The organism is Geomonas sp., assembly GCF_056994735.1.
The window spans coordinates 18,397-36,814 of record NZ_JBXKJL010000241.1 but is presented as its reverse complement, the minus strand read 5'-3'; the positions used below and the strand labels follow the sequence as shown (position 1 = coordinate 36,814).

General features: G+C 63.1%; 14 protein-coding genes. All 14 read right to left on the bottom strand.

The genetic code is table 11. From position 1 onward, the window contains the following. Positions 1–278 (bottom strand): inositol monophosphatase family protein (locus AC11W3_RS10740; protein WP_484092985.1); only part of this gene is annotated, 278 nt, incomplete at its 3' end. Next, the gene (locus tag AC11W3_RS10735; RefSeq protein ID WP_484092221.1) at positions 268–747 is read right to left on the bottom strand and encodes a ferritin family protein; all 480 of its coding nucleotides are present in this window, start codon (positions 745–747) and stop codon (positions 268–270) included. The genes AC11W3_RS10735 and AC11W3_RS10740, both read right to left, overlap by 11 nt. Positions 748–894: 147 nt before the next feature. Continuing rightward, positions 895–2,487 (bottom strand): sulfatase-like hydrolase/transferase, encoded by a 1,593-nt coding sequence (locus AC11W3_RS10730; protein WP_484092220.1) that lies wholly within the window; start codon positions 2,485–2,487, stop codon positions 895–897. Continuing rightward, the gene (locus AC11W3_RS10725; RefSeq protein ID WP_484092219.1) at positions 2,459–3,880 is read right to left on the bottom strand and encodes a class I SAM-dependent methyltransferase; all 1,422 of its coding nucleotides are present in this window, start codon (positions 3,878–3,880) and stop codon (positions 2,459–2,461) included. The genes AC11W3_RS10730 and AC11W3_RS10725 overlap by 29 nt, the downstream gene beginning before the upstream one ends. Further along, positions 3,870–4,055 carry a hypothetical protein gene (locus AC11W3_RS10720; RefSeq protein WP_484092218.1) on the bottom strand — a complete coding sequence of 62 codons (186 nt, stop codon included), beginning with the start codon at positions 4,053–4,055 and terminating at the stop codon, positions 3,870–3,872. Before AC11W3_RS10720 ends, AC11W3_RS10725 begins: the two co-directional genes overlap by 11 nt. 431 nt (positions 4,056–4,486) lie before the next feature. Then, positions 4,487–5,833: a sigma-54-dependent transcriptional regulator gene (locus tag AC11W3_RS10715; protein ID WP_484092984.1), complete on the bottom strand. Its 1,347-nt coding sequence runs from the start codon at positions 5,831–5,833 to the stop codon at positions 4,487–4,489. 3 nt (positions 5,834–5,836) lie between these two features. Next, positions 5,837–7,753 carry a sensor histidine kinase gene (locus tag AC11W3_RS10710; protein ID WP_484092983.1) on the bottom strand — a complete coding sequence of 639 codons (1,917 nt, stop codon included), beginning with the start codon at positions 7,751–7,753 and terminating at the stop codon, positions 5,837–5,839. A 147-nt stretch (positions 7,754–7,900) separates the two neighbouring features. Continuing rightward, positions 7,901–9,463: an ammonium transporter gene (locus AC11W3_RS10705; RefSeq protein ID WP_484092215.1), complete on the bottom strand. Its 1,563-nt coding sequence runs from the start codon at positions 9,461–9,463 to the stop codon at positions 7,901–7,903. 45 nt (positions 9,464–9,508) lie between these two features. Then, the gene (locus tag AC11W3_RS10700) at positions 9,509–9,847 is read right to left on the bottom strand and encodes a P-II family nitrogen regulator (protein ID WP_484092214.1); all 339 of its coding nucleotides are present in this window, start codon (positions 9,845–9,847) and stop codon (positions 9,509–9,511) included. Between the two features lie 261 nt (positions 9,848–10,108). Beyond that, positions 10,109–10,447, bottom strand: coding sequence for a P-II family nitrogen regulator (locus AC11W3_RS10695; protein ID WP_484092213.1), 339 nt, complete (start codon positions 10,445–10,447; stop codon positions 10,109–10,111). Then, the gene (locus AC11W3_RS10690; RefSeq protein ID WP_484092212.1) at positions 10,407–12,017 is read right to left on the bottom strand and encodes an ammonium transporter; all 1,611 of its coding nucleotides are present in this window, start codon (positions 12,015–12,017) and stop codon (positions 10,407–10,409) included. Before AC11W3_RS10690 ends, AC11W3_RS10695 begins: the two co-directional genes overlap by 41 nt. A gap of 403 nt (positions 12,018–12,420) precedes the next feature. Then, positions 12,421–14,601, bottom strand: coding sequence for a two-component system response regulator (locus AC11W3_RS10685; RefSeq protein ID WP_484092211.1), 2,181 nt, complete (start codon positions 14,599–14,601; stop codon positions 12,421–12,423). Next, on the bottom strand, positions 14,595–17,561 hold the full coding sequence (locus AC11W3_RS10680; RefSeq protein WP_484092210.1) for a hybrid sensor histidine kinase/response regulator: 2,967 nt from the start codon (positions 17,559–17,561) through the stop codon (positions 14,595–14,597). The genes AC11W3_RS10685 and AC11W3_RS10680 overlap by 7 nt, the downstream gene beginning before the upstream one ends. Positions 17,562–17,678: 117 nt before the next feature. Beyond that, positions 17,679–18,362 carry a type 1 glutamine amidotransferase gene (locus AC11W3_RS10675; protein WP_484092209.1) on the bottom strand — a complete coding sequence of 228 codons (684 nt, stop codon included), beginning with the start codon at positions 18,360–18,362 and terminating at the stop codon, positions 17,679–17,681. Between the last annotated feature and the right edge of the window lie 56 nt (positions 18,363–18,418).

Genomic DNA, 18,418 nt, shown 5'->3' with positions numbered 1-18,418 from the left:
TAGTTGGTGGTGCCGTCGACAGGATCGATGATCCACTTGTAGGGAACCTTCTCCGACAGGTAGTCGTTCTCCTCCGCCAGGAAACTGTGACCGGGGAAGGCGTACCGGAGAGTGTTGACGATCATCTCCTCGCACTGGCGATCCACCTCGGTCACCAGGTCGACCTCCCCTTTGTACGACACCGAATGCTCGGCTCGAAGTTGCTCCTTCTGGAGTGCCCCGGCGGATTTCGCGGCAGCTACTGCGGCCTCCAGATAGGCCTGCATCTCAATAGGCATCGCATACCCCGGGTCTTGCCTTGCATGCCGCGACCTGCTCCAGCAGCTCACGCATCTGCTCCAGCAGAGTGAAGTGGATCTCGTCCTCCTCGGCGATCTTCTGGAAAAGCTCCCTCTCCCAGCCGTGGGATGCCTGGCGCGCCAGCTGTCCGCAGAGCCTGGCACTGGCGGCTTCGAAATCCATGGCGCCAACGTATGAGGCGATGTCCCCATTGAAGTCGGAAAGTGCGGCGTCTTCAAAGGAGAGGGTGCGAAGGATGCGCTTGGCCCCGTCAAGGGTCTGCGATCGTGCCAGGTCCACCTTACCGCCGGCCTGCAGGGCACGCAGGGCATCGGCATGCCTTACCTCGTCCTCCGACAGCATGGCAAAGATCCGGCTCAGGCCGTCGATGCCGACCTCGGCGCCGAAACGTTCGTATTGCTGCTTCCCGTCCCCTTCCTTGCGGAGCACCACTTCCCTTGACGTCATAATCCCCCTCCACATTAAATTGTTTTTTTGGCCTGGAAAACAGTACCAGAAAAACAAAAAATTTCAAAAGATTCAGAGGTCATGGTTTCTTCATGAGGATAAAGAGCAGGCGCGGCCAGGGGTACCGAAGCACCGGGCAAAGAGGCTTCAGTCGGCGTCTGGCTCCTCAGCGGAGAAGACAATGGGGGTCTTCCCTTTTTGCCCCGTCCGATCCAGCCAACGGCAGGCTTCTTCGGGTGAGCTGATCTTATGGTCCACCACCCGCAGAATAAGCTCCTTGGTGACGATGGTGTTGAACCTCCCGTGGTAGGTTATTCCTCGCCTCTGCCCGGGGAGCTTCGCCAGGAAGGGGACGTGCTGCCTGTCGAGCTGCTGGTCGTAGGTGTTGGTTCTCCAGTGATGGTCCGACGAGACGATAACGAGAGTCTTATCCCACAGCCCCCTCTCCTCCAGATTCCCGCGCAGCTCCGCCAGGCAGCGGTCCGCCAGGGCAAGGTTGTCGAAATAGCCGTATCGTTTGTCGCGATTGAAACCGAAGCTCCCGGTGCGCCGGTCGTAGATATTGGGCGAATGGGGCACCGAAAAGTGCAGGAACATCAGGCTGGCGTCGTTTCCCTTGATCGCCTTGCCGACGTCGCCCCGCATAGAGCGCACGATCCCTATCTGGTTCCCGGCGAGCATGGTGTCCTTGCAAAGCAGGAAGCGCATGTCGATCATCTCGCGCCACTGGTGCAAATAGACGTCGAGGAGGCTGTCGGAAACGTAGAAATTGTACCGGGGATAGTCATGACAGAGGTCGACATCCTTCATCGTCCTGCCGTAGGGGAGAAACCAGCCCAGAAGAGCGGTGCTGCCGCCGCGCTCCTTGATCTGCCGGAAGATTGTGTCCTGGGAGGAGAAGTCGCTCTCCCGGAGTTTCGCCATCCCTTCCAGGACCAGGCGGTCGGCACCGGCCGCGACCGTCCTTTTCAGCGGGAGCCCGGTCAAAAGCGAGGGAAGCGAGGTCTGGGTGTTGTCATTAGGCGAGTAGGCCTCGGTGGCGAAGAGGGAGGTCGCCTTCAGGGCGTCGAAAGCCGGGAGGGATAGAAAGGGCGGGCGGCTGCCGAAGCCGAGGCGGTAATCGGTCTCGTCGAAGATGACCCAGACCACGTTCATGCCGAGTCGATTGCGCAGCGGGGCGGCCGGCTGGAGCCGATGCGGGTGGAAGAGCGCCGGCGGCTCGACCTTGGCGATGGCCTGGACCGACTCCCCGACCGTGACCAGGAGGTAGGGGGCGAAAAGGAGCGGGGCTACGGCATAATGCCTGGCGAGCCACTTCCGATACCGGACCAGGAGGGCCACCGCCATGGCTGCCGAAAGCCAGCAGGCGGCGGCGAGCAGGGAGGCGCTCCGCGGGCCAAAGAGGAAGACGAACCTGGCCACCGTGAAGAAGGCAGCCCCGACGCCGTAGGCGACCACGATGCAGGTGATGAAGAAGAGTCCCAGCACCAGCCAAGGGAAGAGCCTCGGCCGCGCCCTGCAAAGGCGCACCAGCACGAAGAGGACCAATCCCCAGGTGACGACGTTGAGCAGAGCTGCGAGGTAGGTGTTGAGCGGCGAACAGGGGAGAAAAAAGCTGGTCCCCTCGTGGTAAGGGAGTATCTTCAGCCACAGTTTCACCAGCCAGAGGTTGGCCACGGAGAGGCAGGCGATCAGGTCGCGCCAGCCGCCCTTACCGGACAGCACGTTTTTCCAGGACATAGAGCCAGCGCTCCTGATTGGGGACTTTGCTGCTTTTTTCGATGGTGAAGAACTGCTCGGCACTCCGCTCGAAGTGCTCCCGGGTCAGATGGCTGTACAGCGCGTCGCGCCCCCGGACCAGCCGCCGGAACTGGGGGTCGTCCGGTGAGACGTACTCGATGACGAGGTGGCGGCTGGTGACCCGCGAGGCCAGCGCCAGGATCTCCTGCAGGGGGATCTGGTCGCAGACCAGGAGATGATGGATCAGGGCCAGCATGAAGACCGCGTCGAAATGGCCGTGCGCCCGGGAAAGAAAGGATGGGGTCTCCTCGTTGTTCCAACCGGTCGAAGGGGTGGGCCGGGCGAAGTCGACCACCAGGGGGAGAATGTCGAGCTTCTCCCGCTGCGCCTCGCTGAACAGCCTCCCCACCACGGCGGCGTCCTGATCGATGGCCACCACCCGGGCTCCATGGGAAGCAGCCAGCCGGGAGAAGTGCCCGGTGTTGCAGCCGACATCGAGTACCCGCGCCGGCCTGGCGCCTTCCAGGAAGCTGGCCACGAACGAGCTCTTTTCGCCGAACGATTGCTCGTCGTAGCTGCAGGTCCGGCAGTAATCGCCCCAGCCGGTGGAGCGGGAAGGTGCGGGGGCGGGAGATCTCTCCAGCTTGCGGCGCAGCCTCCTGACCAGGGTCTTCAGAACGAAGCGCGACTGGTCGTGGTTGTCGAGCCTGCGCGGGCGGTAGATCTCGTTACCGCTCCCCTCCGCCCTGCCGGAGAGCCAGACAGGGAGGGAAACGGTGGTGAGGAGGCTCGGTCGCAGGCGTCTCAGCGGGCTCAGCATCCGGTAGAACTGGTCAGGCTCCAGACCTTCGCGCCGGGCGAGGAAAAGGGGGGCAAGGGGAAGCTGCAGCACCTTCGCCGCCAGCAGCGGAAGGAGAAAGGTCCTCATGAACTGCCCCTGGGCCAGCCAGACCGGATCACCCGGCTCCCGATTCTCGAAGGACAGGATATCGACGAAGACGGGACGGGTGCCCTCGAAGAGGATATTGTAAGGGGTGGCGTCCTTGAGGCCGATGCCGTGGTCGAGCCCGGCCTCGGCAATCTCCAGGGTCAGGAGAGCCGCCGCCTTAAGCATCTCGAAGGGCCATTCCGCCGGGAAGGAGGGAAAGGGTACCGCTTCATGAGCAAGGACCAGTTCCCCCGGCTTCACGACCGCGGCCAGCTGCTCCGGGACCGACTTCAGGATGCGGGTCCTGACCACCTGCCCCGCCTGCATCAGTCCCTGGAAGAAGTCACCCCCGACGACCGAGCGGCAAGCCTCGGCGGAGGCGGAATAGACCTGCCTTACCGGCTCCGAGCCGAGGAAGTGGAGACGGCCGGAAGGGTCTCTAAAGGAGCGGGCGCTACTCCTCATGCTTTTTCAATAACGCGGAGACGAACGACAGGATCCTTCTGAAGTAGAAGAGGAGTCCGATGAAGAAAGAGACGGTGAGCTGCCACAACATGATGCCGGAACCGGGATCGGAATAGGCATGGGCATGGGAGGGAAAGAACAGGCACAGGTAAAGAACGGGAAGGATCCATTTCATCGGGCACTCCTTTGGCAACTCGGTACTATTGCAAGACTTTCTTTCTGCTTCTGCTCTACCCTCCGCAGATAGACGGGACATGAGCGGTAATCCCCGATACAGAGGGAGAGCATTTTGCTGATATTGGCGCTGGAGATGTTCATGCAGTAGCAGTCAGCGAAGGGATTGGGTAGGTAGACGCAGACCCGCACCCGATCCGAAGTCCCTGCTCCCTGCTGGCTCATCTGGCTGTTTTTCATTTCGATCAAGACCTCGCTGCTCGTGCTGCGGCGTAGTAGGGTGACAGGCATGGAATCTGTCATGCCTAAGAGCAAGGGGGATGCCAGCGCTGCAGATGGGCGGAAAGACAGGAAACGGCGGTGAGCCGAGGGCGACAGGGGTGGGCAAAGTGAAGAGTGCTGACGGCGCGGGGGTGGGCAAAACGGGGAGTGCTAGAGCCGGTACTTCTCCAGCATCCTCTTGAAGCTGCTGTAATCGACCTCCAGCAGGCGGGCGGCCTCCATCTTCTTGCCGCCGGTGGCGGCGAGGGCCTGGCTGACGGCGTTGCGCTTGAGCTCCTCCAGGGATTGCAGGCGTGGGGCCGGTTCAGACGCGGACCAACTCCGGGAACCCATCGCCGTGGCCAGATCGTCAGCGGTGAGGAGTTCGCCGGCAAAGAGGGCGGCTCGCTTCATGACGCTTTTGAGCTCCCTCACGTTTCCCGGCCACCGGTGACGGCCGAGCATCAGCGCGGCGTCCGGGACCATGCGCGGAGGGACGCGCTGCAGCTCACGGGAGACCTCGTGCAGGAACGTACGGGCCAGGGCGGCAATATCCCCTTCCCGCTCGCGCAGGGGGGGGAGGACTATCACCAGGTCGGCAAGACGGTAGTAGAGGTCCTCCCGGAACTTCCCGGCACGGGCCTCGGCGAGGAGGTCGCGGTTGCTGGCTGCGATGACCCGTACATTCACCTGCACCGGCTTGGTCCCCCCCACCGGGAAAAACCACTTCTCCTCCACGACCTGCAGTATCTTGGCCTGCAAGGAGGCGGAAGCGCAGTCGATGTCGTCCAGGAATATGGTTCCGCCGTTCGCCTCCTCGAAAAGGCCGGTCCTCGCGGAGGCCGCCCCGGTGAAGGCGCTCTTGACGTGCCCGAAGAGCTGGCTCTCGACCAGGGAATCGGCCAGGGAACTGACGGTGACCGTCACGAAGGGGTGGTGCCTGCGGGGGCTCAGGCCGTGGATGAGGGAGGCGAGGTGCGATTTGCCGACCCCGGTCTCGCCCTGGATGATCAGCGAGAAGTCGGTGGCGGCCACCAGCTGAGCCTGCCGGACGACCTGCTGCATGGCCGGGCTCTCGCCCAGGAAAAGCTCCAGCGAGGCCTGCTCGCGCGCCCTAAGCTGCTCCAGCTCCATCCTCTGCAGGACCGGGGTCCCCGCCCTGGTGATGGTGGCGACCAGTTCGCGGCAGTCGAGGGGCTTGCGGATGTAGGCGAAGACCCCGAGCTCGATTGCCTTAAGGAGGTAGCCGGTCTCGGTAAAGGCGGTACTGAAGATGACGGGGGTGTCGGGGGACAGCTCCCTGATGCGCCTGCTCATCTCCAGGCCGTCCATCACCGGCATCATCAGGTCCGAGACCACCACGTCCGCGCCCTCACGGGCGAAGATTTCCAGCCCCTCGCCGCCGTTGGCCGCGGAACAGACCCCGGCGAAGTGCATCTCCAGCACGATGCGGATCCGCTCCCTCAGATGCGGTTCATCCTCGACATACAGGACCTTCAGCGGCACCCGTTCATCCATCCGTCATTCCTCCTGATTCTGGCCGCAGCTCCCGTCGCGAGGGAGAAAGATGCTGAATGCGGTCCCGTCGGCAAGGGGGGTGAAGCCGAGCCTCCCCCCCATGCTCTCCTCGACGATAAGCTTGGACATGTAGAGCCCGATGCCGGTACCCTTCCCGTCCGGCTTGCTGGTGAAGTACGGCTCCCAGATCTTGTCGGCGATCTCCGCCTTTATGCCGCAGCCGTTATCGCGGACCTCGATGACCACCTCGTCGGTCCCGGCTGCACGTGAAAGGGAGACCACCACCGTCCCGCGGGGACCTTCCTGCCGGGGCTGATTTTTCCCCCATTTCACGACCACGGCGTCAAAGGCGTTGCTTACCAGGTTCAGTACCGACTGCTTGAACTCATTCTGGTACCCCCTGATCCGGAGCCGATCCCCGGCACTGTCGTCCCGGATCTCCAGGGTGACCCCGGAATTGGCGAACTGGGCGGCTACCAGGAGCGAAACCTCCTCGATCTTCTCCCTCACGTCGAAGCTCTCCACCACCTTCTCCGGGGAAAAGAAGTTCCTGAAATCCTCTATCGTGTCGGACATGTAGTAGAGCTGCTTCTGTGCATCGGCCTCGGCGCGCTCCAGGAAGGAGGCGTCCAGGGCCCGGCGTTCCCAGGCCATCCTCAGGCTCTGGATCACCGCCCCGAGGGTGGCCAGGGGCTGGCGCCACTGGTGGGCAATGGCCCCGATCATCTCCCCGATGGCGGCCAGCCGGGCATGCCGGGCCAGGAGCCGCTCGTGCTGCAGCCGCCGCTCGGTCTCCTCCTCGACCCTCTGGGCCAGGCTCAGGTTCAGTTCGCTCAGTTCACGCTCTCTCGCCGCCACCTTCGCGGCCATCTCGTCGAAGGCGCGCCCCAGTTCGCCCAACTCGCCTCCGGAGACCAGATTGGAAACGGGGCTGTCCAGCTCGCCCCTGGCCAGGCGCCGGGCCGCCTCCTGCAGGGTCCTGATGCGGTTGACGAAGCAGAATTTTCCCAGCAGGGTGGCGAGCAAAACGGCCACCAGCAGTACTGGGGAAAGGATCATTATGTTGAGAAGCTCCGCCCTCCTGGCCTTGACCAGCGTCTGCTGAATCGGGATCCCGGCCTTCACGAATAGGTAAGGGAGCTTCTCGCCGCGCAGGCGCAGCTGTCCGTACGAGGTCAGCATCCCTTTCTCCGAGAGAGCCTCCTCGGAGCTCAGCCGCATCCGCTTCAACACCGTGTCGCTGACCCTGGCCCCTATGACCTCGCCGGAAGCGACGTTGCGGTAGACGACGGTACCCCGATGATCGGCAAGGGTGAACGAGGAACCAGCCGGGAGGCCCGTTTCCACCAGCAGCTCGTTCATGTAGCCGAAGTCCACGTTGACCACGATGACCCCGTCGACCTCCCCCCTGCTGTCCAGGATGGGGTAGCCGAAGCCTATGTTGGGTTTGCCCGAGATCTTCCCGACACCGTACTCACCCGAGGAGAAGCGCCTGTTGGCCAGGGCGTTTTCAAAGGAACGGGTCCCCCTCAGGGAGAAGGTGCGGGTGAAGGGGAGCGCGGAGGCCCAGACCTCGCCCGAGCGGCTGGCGATGACGATGTTGCTGTACTGGTGGCTGAGCTTGAAGATGTCGGAGAGTATGCGGTTGGTTGAGACCACCCGGTGCCCCTTCACGTCCGGGAGCTGTGCCAGCGTGGAAACGAGCTGCTGCGCGTCCCCGGTCATGTTGTACTGCTCGGTGAGGATGCTGCGCACCAGCATCCTGGCCTCTGTCCCCCCCTGGTTCAGGGAATCGAGGCGCTGGTGATAGCCGGAATAGCTGATCAGCGCGACGGCCGGCAGGGAAAGGAGCAGGACCATCAGGATCAGGTGGGTCCTGAAGGAGAGCGATATGAAGAACTTGTAGAAGTGCTTGAGCATTACCTATTCTCACCGTTGAGATGCACGCCCATTCTAATGATAATCGAGAGACTTGCCAACGGAATTCCTTCTGCCCGTCCGTCGGACGCACAAATGGCAAAGGGGGGATCTGACGATCCCCCCCTTGGTTCCCGAAGGTGCTTGGAGCTAGTTGTAGGCGCTTTCCGAATGCTGGGTCTGGTCGAGACCGATGATCTCGTCCTCTTTCTCCACCCTGAAGCCGAGGGTCTTGTCGAGGATGAAGGAGATCACGAAGGTGACCACCACCGCGTAGGCGGCGGCTGCCCCGACGGCGATCAGCTGGGTGACGAACTGCTTCATGTTGCCGGAGGAGAGGCCTGTGGCGCCGACCGTGGCGAAGACGCCGGTCAGGATGGCGCCGGTGGTGCCGCCCACGCCGTGCACGCCGAAGGCATCGAGCGAGTCGTCGTATTTCAGCTTGGCCTTCATCATTACGCCGAGGTAGCAGACCAGGCCGCCGGCTACGCCCATGATGAGGGCGGCACCGGGCTGCACGAAGCCGGCAGCGGGGGTGATGACGACCAGACCTGCGACCACGCCGGAGCCAAAGCCCAGGGCCGAAGGTTTGCCGGCATGGATCCACTCCGCGATCATCCAGGTGAGGCCTGCGGCGGCGGGGGCGATGGTGGTGGTCATCAGGGCCAGGCCGGCCAGACCGCCGGCGGCATCGGAGCAGTTCGGGCCGACGATGGCGGAGCCTGCGTTGAAGCCGAACCAGCCGAACCACAGGACGCCGACGCCCAGCAGGGTCAGCGGCAGGCTGTGCGGAGCCATGCGCTCCTGCGGAAAGCCGTGGCGCTTGCCGAGGAAGAAGAGGGCAACCAGTGCCGAAATACCGGAGGAGAGGTGAACGACGGTGCCGCCTGCGAAGTCCAGCGCCCCCATCTTGAAGAGCCAGCCGTCGCTCATCCAGACCCAGTGGGCCAGCGGGTCGTAGACCAGGGTGGTCCAGAGGAGGACGAAGACGCAGTAGGTGGAGAACTTGATCCTCTCAGCCAGGGCACCGGAGATGAGCGCCACGGTGATCATGGCGAACATGCACTGGTACATGGCGAAGACATACTCGGGAATGGAGCCGGGCTCGGTGGCGACGTTCTGGAAGAGGGCGAAGACGGGGGCGCCGTCCTTGAAGGTGATCAACCCGTGCAGCAGCACCTTGCTGAAGTTACCGAGCAGGCCGTGCCCGAGGTCGGGGCCGAAGGCCAGGGAGTAGCCGATGACGGCCCACTGTACCCCGACGATCCCCATGGCCACCAGGGAGTGCATCATGGTGGAGAGGACGTTCTTGGAGCGGACCATGCCGCCGTAGAAGAGTGCCAGGCCGGGGATCATGAAGAGGACCAGTGCCGAGGAGACCAGCATCCAGGCGGTGTCGCCGGTGTTGAGGACCGGGTCGACGTTCTTCGGCGCTGCGGCCGGGGCGGCTGCGGCGGCTGCGGTCACAGGCGCGGCGGCTGCCGCAGGCGCAGCTGCTGCGGGGGCAGGAGCGGCCGCTGCGGGTGCACTGACCGCTGCGGCCGCTGCCGGTGCGGCCTTGTCTTCGGCTTGCGCCGCCAAAGGCGCCGCCACCAGGACTGTCAACAGCACCAGCTTGGAAATCGATGAAATTGCCTTGCTGCGAGGAGCACCACTCCCGCATGCCGTAAATACAGCTTCCTTAGCCTTGTCGAGGATACTTCTTCGTACCATGATGACTCTCCGTTGATCGTGTTGGATTTTTTGCAAATGGTATCTTTAAATGGCGTCTTCGCCTTTCTCGCCGGTCCTGATCCTGATTGCCTCATCGAGAGGCATGATGAAGATCTTGCCGTCACCTATCCTGCCGGTCTTGGCCGTGTCCTCGATGGCGGTCACCACCTTGGCGACCAGCTCGTCCGCCACCGCGATCTCTATTTTCACCTTGGGGATGAAATCGACGACGTACTCGGCGCCACGGTAGAGCTCGGTGTGCCCCTTCTGGCGCCCGAAACCTTTCACCTCGCTGACCGTGATCCCCTCTATGCCAATCTCGTTGAGTGCATCCTTTACCTCGTCAAGCTTGAACGGTTTAATGATGGCCTCGATAAGCTTCATTGCTTTCCTCCTATGCTGGTTTGTTCGCCGTTGATGAAATCGTTACCCAGCTATTGCAGCGGTCGTGCCACCTCGGAAAAACGGGTCAGATGCAGGGTGCGGCCGCAATGGCAGGCACGAAAGAGACAATCGATTGCATATTTTTCGCGCAAAACGATGCTTAATTAAGCAGTGCGGGACCTCCAACCCTGCGCCGGGAAAAGAGGCGCTGCAGGTGCGCCCTCCTTTAGGGCAGGGCGCACCTGTTGTTGGCACCTGAGCTCAAATGGCTCCGTTCCCGGTTTCACCGGTCCTGATCCGGAGCGTCTCCGTCAGGGAGAGGACGAAGATCTTGCCGTCTCCGATCTTCCCCGTCACCGCCGCGTCCCTGATTGTATCGACTATCTTCCCGACCATCTCGTCGCTGGCGGCAATTTCCAGCTTGACCTTGGGTATGAAATCGACCGAGTACTCGGCGCCGCGGTAGACCTCGGCGTGCCCTCTCTGTCGCCCGTAACCCTTGACCTCGGTTATGGTGATCCCCTCGATCCCCAGGGCGTTGAGCGCGTCCTTGACTTCATCAAGCTTGAACGGTTTTATAATCGCTTCCACTTTTTTCATAGCAGACCTCCTCCGCACACGCTTCGTCGTCTTCGTCGTAATCGCCCCCCGGAATCGCGGAATGTTTCAGGGCGTATTCGGGATAGGCCCCGATGCCGTGCTCGTGGTAGTCGATCCCCTCCAGTTCCCCCTTCCTCGATACGCGCAGCACCCCGATGGCGTTCAGTCCGTACATGAGGACGAGGCTGACGCCGAAGGTCGCGACGGTGATGATGGCGCTGCCGATGGCCTGGGCTGCCAGGACGGTCGTGCCCCCGCCATAGAATAGGCCGGTGAGGGGAGCGGTGTTATCGGCCGCAAAGGGACCGGTGACGCCGTACTTGCCGCAGGCGAAGAAGCCCAGCGAGAGGGTGCCCCAGATGCCGTTCAGGCCATGTACTGGGACTGCGCCGATCGGGTCGTCGATCCTCAGATGTTCCAGGACATCGACACCGACCACCACGAGGACACCGGCGACAGCGCCTATCGCTATCGATCCGGTCGGAGAGACCCAGTAGCAGGGGGCGGTTATAGCCACCAGACCCGCCAGGAAGCCGTTCACCGTGTAGCTGATATCCCACTTCCTGGTCTTCGGGTAGCCGTAGAACATGGCGCTCAGCGCGGCGGCGCAGGCGGCCAGCGTGGTGTTGGCTGCCACCCTGCCGCAGCCGTCGGCGTCCATGATGGAGAGGGTGCTGCCGGGGTTGAAGCCGTACCAGCCGAACCAGAGGATCAGGCCGCCGACGGTGGCCATGACGAGGTCGTGCGGCTGCATGGGTGCGCCGCCGTCACGCTTGAACTTGCGCCCGATGCGGGGGCCAAGGGCCATGCCGCCGGCCAAGGCTACGAAGCCGCCGATGGTGTGGACGACGGTGGACCCTGCAAAGTCATGGAACCCCATGCCAAGACCGGGAAGGAAGTTCCCTTTGCTCCCCATGGTGGCGAGAAAGCCGTCAGGCCCCCAGGCCCAGTGGCCGATGATGGGGTAGATGAAGCCGGAGACGAAGAAGCTGTAGATCAGGTCTCCCAAGAAGCCGGTGCGGCCGATCATGGCGCCGGAGGTGATGGTGGAGCAGGTGTCGGCGAAGGCGAACTGGAAAAGCCAGAAGGCCAGGAAGGCGACCCCGGTGCTCTCGTAGGTTGCCGGAACCCCCTGCAGGAAGAAGAACTTGGTGCCGATCCACGGCGTACCGGAGCCGAACATGAAGGCGAAGCCCCAAGCGTAGAAGAGGAGACCACAAAGTGCGGTATCGACCACGCACTCCATCAGGACGTTGACGGCCTCCCGGCCGCGACAGAAGCCGGCCTCCAGCATGGTGAAGCCGACCTGCATGCCGAAGACCAGGAAGGCGGCCAGCAGCGTCCAGAGCGTGTTGATGGGGTTGATTATGTCGTTGGCCTTGACCACGGGGTCGGCGGCCATGACATCACTTCCGAGGATGTTCGAAGCCAGGACCATGACACCGAAAACCAGGGCCAGGCCGAGCACCTTCCCGCCGACGAGAAGATATCCGTAGCGTCGCCACTCGGGGTCGTGCATCCTCTCCCGAAGGCGGCTGAATTTGTCCAATAAGCGTAGTCTTTTTTCCATCATGCTCTCCTTTTCTGTAGGCTCGGCTAGGCCCCGATGCCCATGCATTTTCTTCTTCATCGAATAGTCGCTTTAAACCATGAGACGCCTGCAAGATCCTGTTAAGACACGCTCCCCCTTTCACCAAAATGCATAAAAAAAGACGCCGATCCATCGCGAGATGAAAAGGCGCCTTTGCCTGTGAGCCATAGCCCGGTGCGGCACGTCGTCGTGCCGAGGTTTGTCTTCCTCAGCATATGCCGTGCCAGCCGCAACGGGTGGTGCTAAGGCTGCGTCTTGGCGTGGATTAGGGACGAGTGGTAGGGAATAGCCGGGCGGATAGTAACTTAATGCGGCAGGGATGATTACAAATTAAGCAAGGGACGGGGGAAATGAGCTGCCGTGATCAAGGGCTGTTGCGACCTCATAGGTCGGCTCCGGCTGGGTCCGGAGCGCAGGCGGCATCATCTTCCGCAACCGGTGATATCACTTTTGCGGCAGAAGCAAAGAGCTTCGGGACCTCCTCGGGGGGAACGGGATGGCTGAAGAGATACCCCTGGTAGAGCTCGCACCTGTTCTTGATCAGGAAGTCGAGCTGGTCCTTCGTTTCCACCCCCTCGGCGATGACCTGCAGCTTGAGGGTGTGGGCCATCTCGATGGTGGCCAGGGTTATGGCGGCGTCGTCGGGGTCGGTGGTGATGTCGTTGATGAAGGTGCGGTCGATCTTCAGGACGTCCAGCGGGAAACGCTTCAGGTACGAAAGGGAGGAGAAGCCGGTGCCGAAGTCGTCGATGGCCAGCCGCACCCCCATCCCCTTCAACGCCTTGAGGGTCTTCACAGTCCTCTCGGTGTGGGCCATGAGGACCCCTTCGGTCAGTTCCAACTCGAGGAGGGAGGGGTCGAGGCCGGTTTCGGCCAGGACGGAGGTGACGGTCTCCAGAAGCTCGTTCTTCATGAAATGCTGCCCCGAGATGTTGACCGCCAGGGTCAGCGGCGGCAGCCCGGCATCGAGCCAGCGACGGTGCTGCCGGCAGGCCTCCCTCATCACCCACTGGTCGATCTGGATCACCAGACCGATCTCCTCGGCAAGGGGGAGAAAACGAGCCGGCTCGACCATGCCGAGCTCCTTGCTCTTCCAGCGCACCAGCGCCTCGAGTCCCACGATCTCGCCGGTCTCGCTTGCGACCTGGGGCTGGTAGAAGATGGTGAATTCCTCCTCCTTCAGGGCCTTGTGCAGCTGGCTCTCCAGGATGATCCGCTCCAGGGCCCGGGCGTTCATCGATTCGTCGTAGATCTGGTATCCGTTTCGCCCCTGCTCCTTGGCGTGGTACATGGCTCCGTCGGCGTTCCGGATCAGGTCCCCGGCGGTGCAGGCGTCATAGGGGTAGAGACTTATGCCGATACTGGTGGAGACAAAGACCTCCTGCCCCTCCAGCGAATAGGGGTGCGAGACCGCATCCAGGATGCGCCGCGCCACCTTGGCCACGTCCTGGAAATGGTCGATGTCGCAGAGCATGATAGTGAACTCGTCCCCGCCCAGGCGGGAGACGAGCGACGGGGGACCGTCCTCCTCGGCCCTGGCCAGGCAGTCGTTCTTGCGGACGCAGCGCAAGAGCCGGTCGGCCACATCCTGCAAGAGCCGGTCGCCCACCCCGTGGCCCAGGGTGTCGTTCACCAGCTTGAACCGGTCGAGATCGAGGAAGAGGACCGCGAGCATGCGGTCGTTGCGGTTGGCGTAGACCAGCGCCTGCTCCAGCTGCTGCATGAAGAAGCGCCGGTTAGGGAGTCCGGTGAGGGCGTCGTAGTAGGCCAGAAGCCTGATCTGCTCCTCGGCCCGCTTGCGCTCGGTGATATCCTGGATGGTCCCGGTCAGGCAGACCGGCACCCCTTCCTCATCCAGCACCGTGACCAGCTCCGCGTGCAGGGTCCGCTCCACCGAGTCGGCCAGGAGTATCCGGTAGTCGAAGCTCATCGGCACCCGCTTGGCGATGGCCTCCGTGATGGACCCTTCCACGAAGGGGCGGTCCAGCTGGTGCACGGGATCGAGGATGGGGTTTTGCACGTCCTCTCCGTCGATGCAGCAGATGTTGTAGACCTCCTCCGAGCAGCGGATATCCCCTGAGGTGAGGTCCCACTCCCAGCTGCCGATATGTGCGAGGCTCTGCGCATGGGCCAGCCCCTCCCGGCTCTCCCGGAGCTGCTCCAGCGCACCGCTCGCCCTGAGCATGTAGCTCACCCGGTAAGGTAGGATGTGCCAGTTGATGGGCTTGGTGATGAAGTCGGTGGCCCCGGCCTCGTAGGCCGAGTCGATGGAATCGAGGTCGTCGAGGCCGGTCATCATCAGGACCGGGGTGTCCCTGCCGGCGGAGGTTTTCCTGATGGCGGTGCAGACGGAGAAGCCGTCCATGCCGGGCATCATCACATCCAGCAGCACGATGTCAGGAGCCCGCTCCTTGAAGGCGGACAGGGCTATTTCGCCGGATTCGGTGTCCCATACCGTGAACCCCGAATTCTCCAGTGTTTCGCGGGCCAGGAGCCGGACGGCGTGATCGTCGTCAACGACCATGATCAGCGGAGTCGCCCTCTTCGACTTCCTCGTTAGCATAAACGGCCTCCCTGGAGGGCGTCAAGCACCGTCCGGTACTCCTCCTCGACCTGCATGAGCAGCGGCAGAGCACCCTCGGTGGAGCCGTTACGCCCAAGGGCCTCCAGTTCCTTGCACACCCCGGCGAGCCGCACCGCCCCTAGGTTGGCGCTGCTGGACTTGAAGCTGTGGGCGGCGGCCTTGAGCTTCTCGGCATCCCCCCCCGATTCCGCCTCTCGCATGGTCTGCAGCAGGGTCGGCGTGCTGGCCAGGTAAAGCTCGACCACCTTGCGGAGGATTTCCATACCACGGTTCCCGGGGAGGGTGCGGATCATCTCGAGAGCGCTGTTCATCTTGTCATGGGAGATGTATGGCCCGGCAGCCGGATCGTCCGCTCGCTGCGGCCGTTGCCGCTGCACTGCCGGAGCTGGATTGGCGCTTGCCTGCTGGGCCGCCTCGACGGTGGAAGAGACAGGTGTGAAGGGCGTGGACGCGGTCGACTCTGTGGGGAAGGCCGACAAGGTCACGGGAGCGGCAGGCTCAATCTTGGTCACCGCGGCGACGGTCTCCGCTGCGTCAACTCCCTCTAACGCGGCAGCCGCCGGAGCCGCCTCGGCTGCCGCAGCTTCGGCTGTGACCGGAACAGCCGGAAGAGTCACCGGTTGCAACCCCCTGCTGATGGCCCTGGAAAGCTCGTCCCGGGTGAACGGTTTGGAGAGGTAATCGTCTGCTCCCGCCTCCAGGCAGTCCAAGCGGTCCTGAGTCATGGCACAGGCGGTCAACGAGACTATGGGAAGCCGCTTCCCTGCCCCTTCCATCTCCTCCCATTCCCGGATCTGCCTGATCGCCTCCAGGCCATCCATCACCGGCATCTGGTAGTCCATCAGCACCAGCTCATAGGTGCTCCTGCGCACGGCCTCTACCGCCACCAGCCCGTTGACCGCGATCTCGACGTTGCAGCCAAGGCTCTCCAGCATCCCCCTGCCGACCTCCTGGTTCACCGGGTTGTCCTCGACCAGCAGCACCAGCGGAGGGCGGCGCTCCGGATCGCTGGTGTAGAGATCGGCATCGACTGCAGACTGCTCCATCCCCAGCGCCCGAACCAGGGTGCTGTAGAGCCGGTGCGGACGGAGCTCGTTCCTGGGGAGGGCCAGGAGGTCGAGTTCCGCTGCCCGGTCCCCGACCACCTCGGGACTGCCAAGCAGCACCAGCCTCAGCAAGCGCCCGGCCGGGAGGGCGTGTATCGTCGCTGCCAGCTCGATGCCGTCAGTGCCGGCCACGTGCTCGTCCAGGATGGCCACGTCGAAGGGGGCGGCCACCACCCTGCAGACGGCCGCGGGGGCGTCTTCGGCCGCTTCCGTGTCGACGCCCCATCCGTTAAGTTGCCTTGCCAGCAGTTCCCCGGTGGCGGGGTCGCTCGCCACCACCAGCGCCCTTTTCCCTCGCAGCGCCATCCGGCTCAATTCGGGCCGCCCCGATTCCTGACGGCTGGTCGAATCGAAGCGAGCGGTGAAGGAGAAGGTGGAGCCCTTGCCCGGCTCGCTGGTGACGCGGATTTCCCCGCCCATGAGCTCGGTCAACTGCTTGGCGATGGCGAGGCCCAGCCCCGTCCCACCATATTTGCGGGTCATCGACTGGTCGCCCTGGGAGAACTGCTTGAAGATGCGGTCCAGGGCATCCGGTGCTATCCCGATGCCGGTATCGGTGATGCTGATCCGCACCAGGTCGGGGGGCCGCTCCATGAAGGCTGCCAGCGTCACAGATCCCCTGTGGGTAAACTTGAGGGCATTGGCCAGGAGGTTGACGATGATCTGGCGCAGGCGACCCGGATCCCCCATGAAGGAGTGCGGGATCTGGCTCGCGGTCTCGCAGCGGAGGTCGAGCCCCTTCTTCGCGGCGTCCTCGGAGAAGAGCTCGACGGTGCCGGCAACCAGCTCGTGGAAATCGAAGGGGATGATCTCCAGCTCCATCCTCCCCGCCTCGATCTTCGAGAAGTCGAGAATGTTGTTGATGATGGAGAGGAGGGCCTCACCCGAGCGGCGGACCGTATCGACGAAGCGGGCCTGCTCCTTGGTGAGATCGGTGCTCTGCAGGAGCTCCGTCATGCCCAGCACGCCGTACATCGGAGTCCGGATCTCGTGGCTCATCTGGGCCAGGAATTCGGACTTCGCCCTGCTGGCGGCCTGCGCCGTTTCCATGGCGCGCCGCACCTCATCGAGGCTCTCGGCCAGTTGCCGGTTCACGTTGGACAGCTCCCGCGTCCTGGCAGCGACCTCCAGCTTGAGCTCCTCGGAATGCAGCGCCAGCCTCTCGTCCCTCACCGAAATCTCCGCCAGCATCTCGTTGAAGCATTCGTAGAGGAGTCCCAGTTCGTCGTCGTTGAGGCTTTCGACGCGGACCCGGTAGTCCTGATCGCGGGAGACGATCTCCATCTTCTGGGTCAGATGGTGGATTGGGTCGGAGATCAGCCGCTTGATGCGGCGGGAAAGGAGGAAGCCGAAGATCGCCACGGCAGCCAGTGCCGAAGCGAGCAGCGCGCCAAGGAAGGCGGTCGAGGAGTGGAAGTTGTCCTGGGAGACCAGCCGGATGGTCCCGATCTCCCGGCTCCCTCTGTTTATCGGCCGGGAGAGCTCCTGATTGGGGGCGTGGATGCCTCCCTCCCCTGCTCCGGCGCTTCGGTAGTCGGCAAGGACCTTGTTCCTGTTGTTCCGGACCTCGGCGGAGACGATGTGGCCGACGGCCGCAACCCCGGCAAGGATCTCCCGGGCGGCCCTGCTGTCGTCGGAGGCAACCGGCACCGCCAGCTCCCTGGCCACCAGGTCGCCAAGCGCGGTCAGATCCGCTGCCCGCTCCTGCCGGTATCTCGCCACTTCGTAGGTGATCAAGCCGACGGAAAAAGCGAGCAGCAGCAGAGAGTTGGCGGCCAGCAATAGCGTCATCAGCTTCCGCTTGATGCTGTTTTTCCCGAACCAACGTGTCACCGGACCCCCTTCGCCCGAAAGCCCGCGAGAGTCGGATAAGCAGCGCCCCTGCTGGAGGGGCGCGGCAGTGCCACAAACATCAACAACGTTAAAACTTTACAATATCCCTAAGGGATTTCAAGAACGTCGGGAGGCGGCGGCGAGGGAGAAGAAGTTGGCGAGTATGGCGTGGGAGGCATGCTGGAAGGCGATTTCCTCGGCGAGGAAGCCGGAGAGAAGGTCCTTAGGGGGGTCGAAAAGGGCACCCCAGGAGGAGACGATGGCGCGGTCGACCTCGGGGTGGAATTGGAGGCCGTAAGCTTTGCCGAGACGGAAGGCCTGGGCGGGGCAGACTTCGGACCCGGCAAGAAGGACGCCGCCGGGAGGGACGGTGAAGCTGTCATTATGCAGCTGGAAGGTCACGAAGTGGCGATCCACTCCGGTGAAGAGCGGGTCGGATGCGCCGTCACCATTGAGGTCGATACCGCAGATCCCCTTCTCGCCATGAGCTGACGGCGAGCTGACCTTTCCGCCGGCAACATTGGCCAACAGCTGGCCCCCAAGACATATCCCCAGCAGAGGCATTCCGGCCTCCATTGCTTCCATCATGAAACTGGAGACGCGAACGAGGTGGGGAAAGCGTTCGGTCTCATAGACGCTCATCTCGCCGCCGAGGACGATGATGCCGGCCAATGGGGAGGGTGCGGGGAGGGGTTCATTGGCATAGGCTGCCACGGTCTGAAAGGTGTATCCCGACGAGGCAAGAAGCTTCGCGCACCTTCCCGCCGGGCACTCCGGGTCGTTTTGGATTATCAGGAACATGCTCGGTCCTTTCGCTAGAGGCAGAGAACACCTCCTCCCTGGACCGGGTGGGGGTG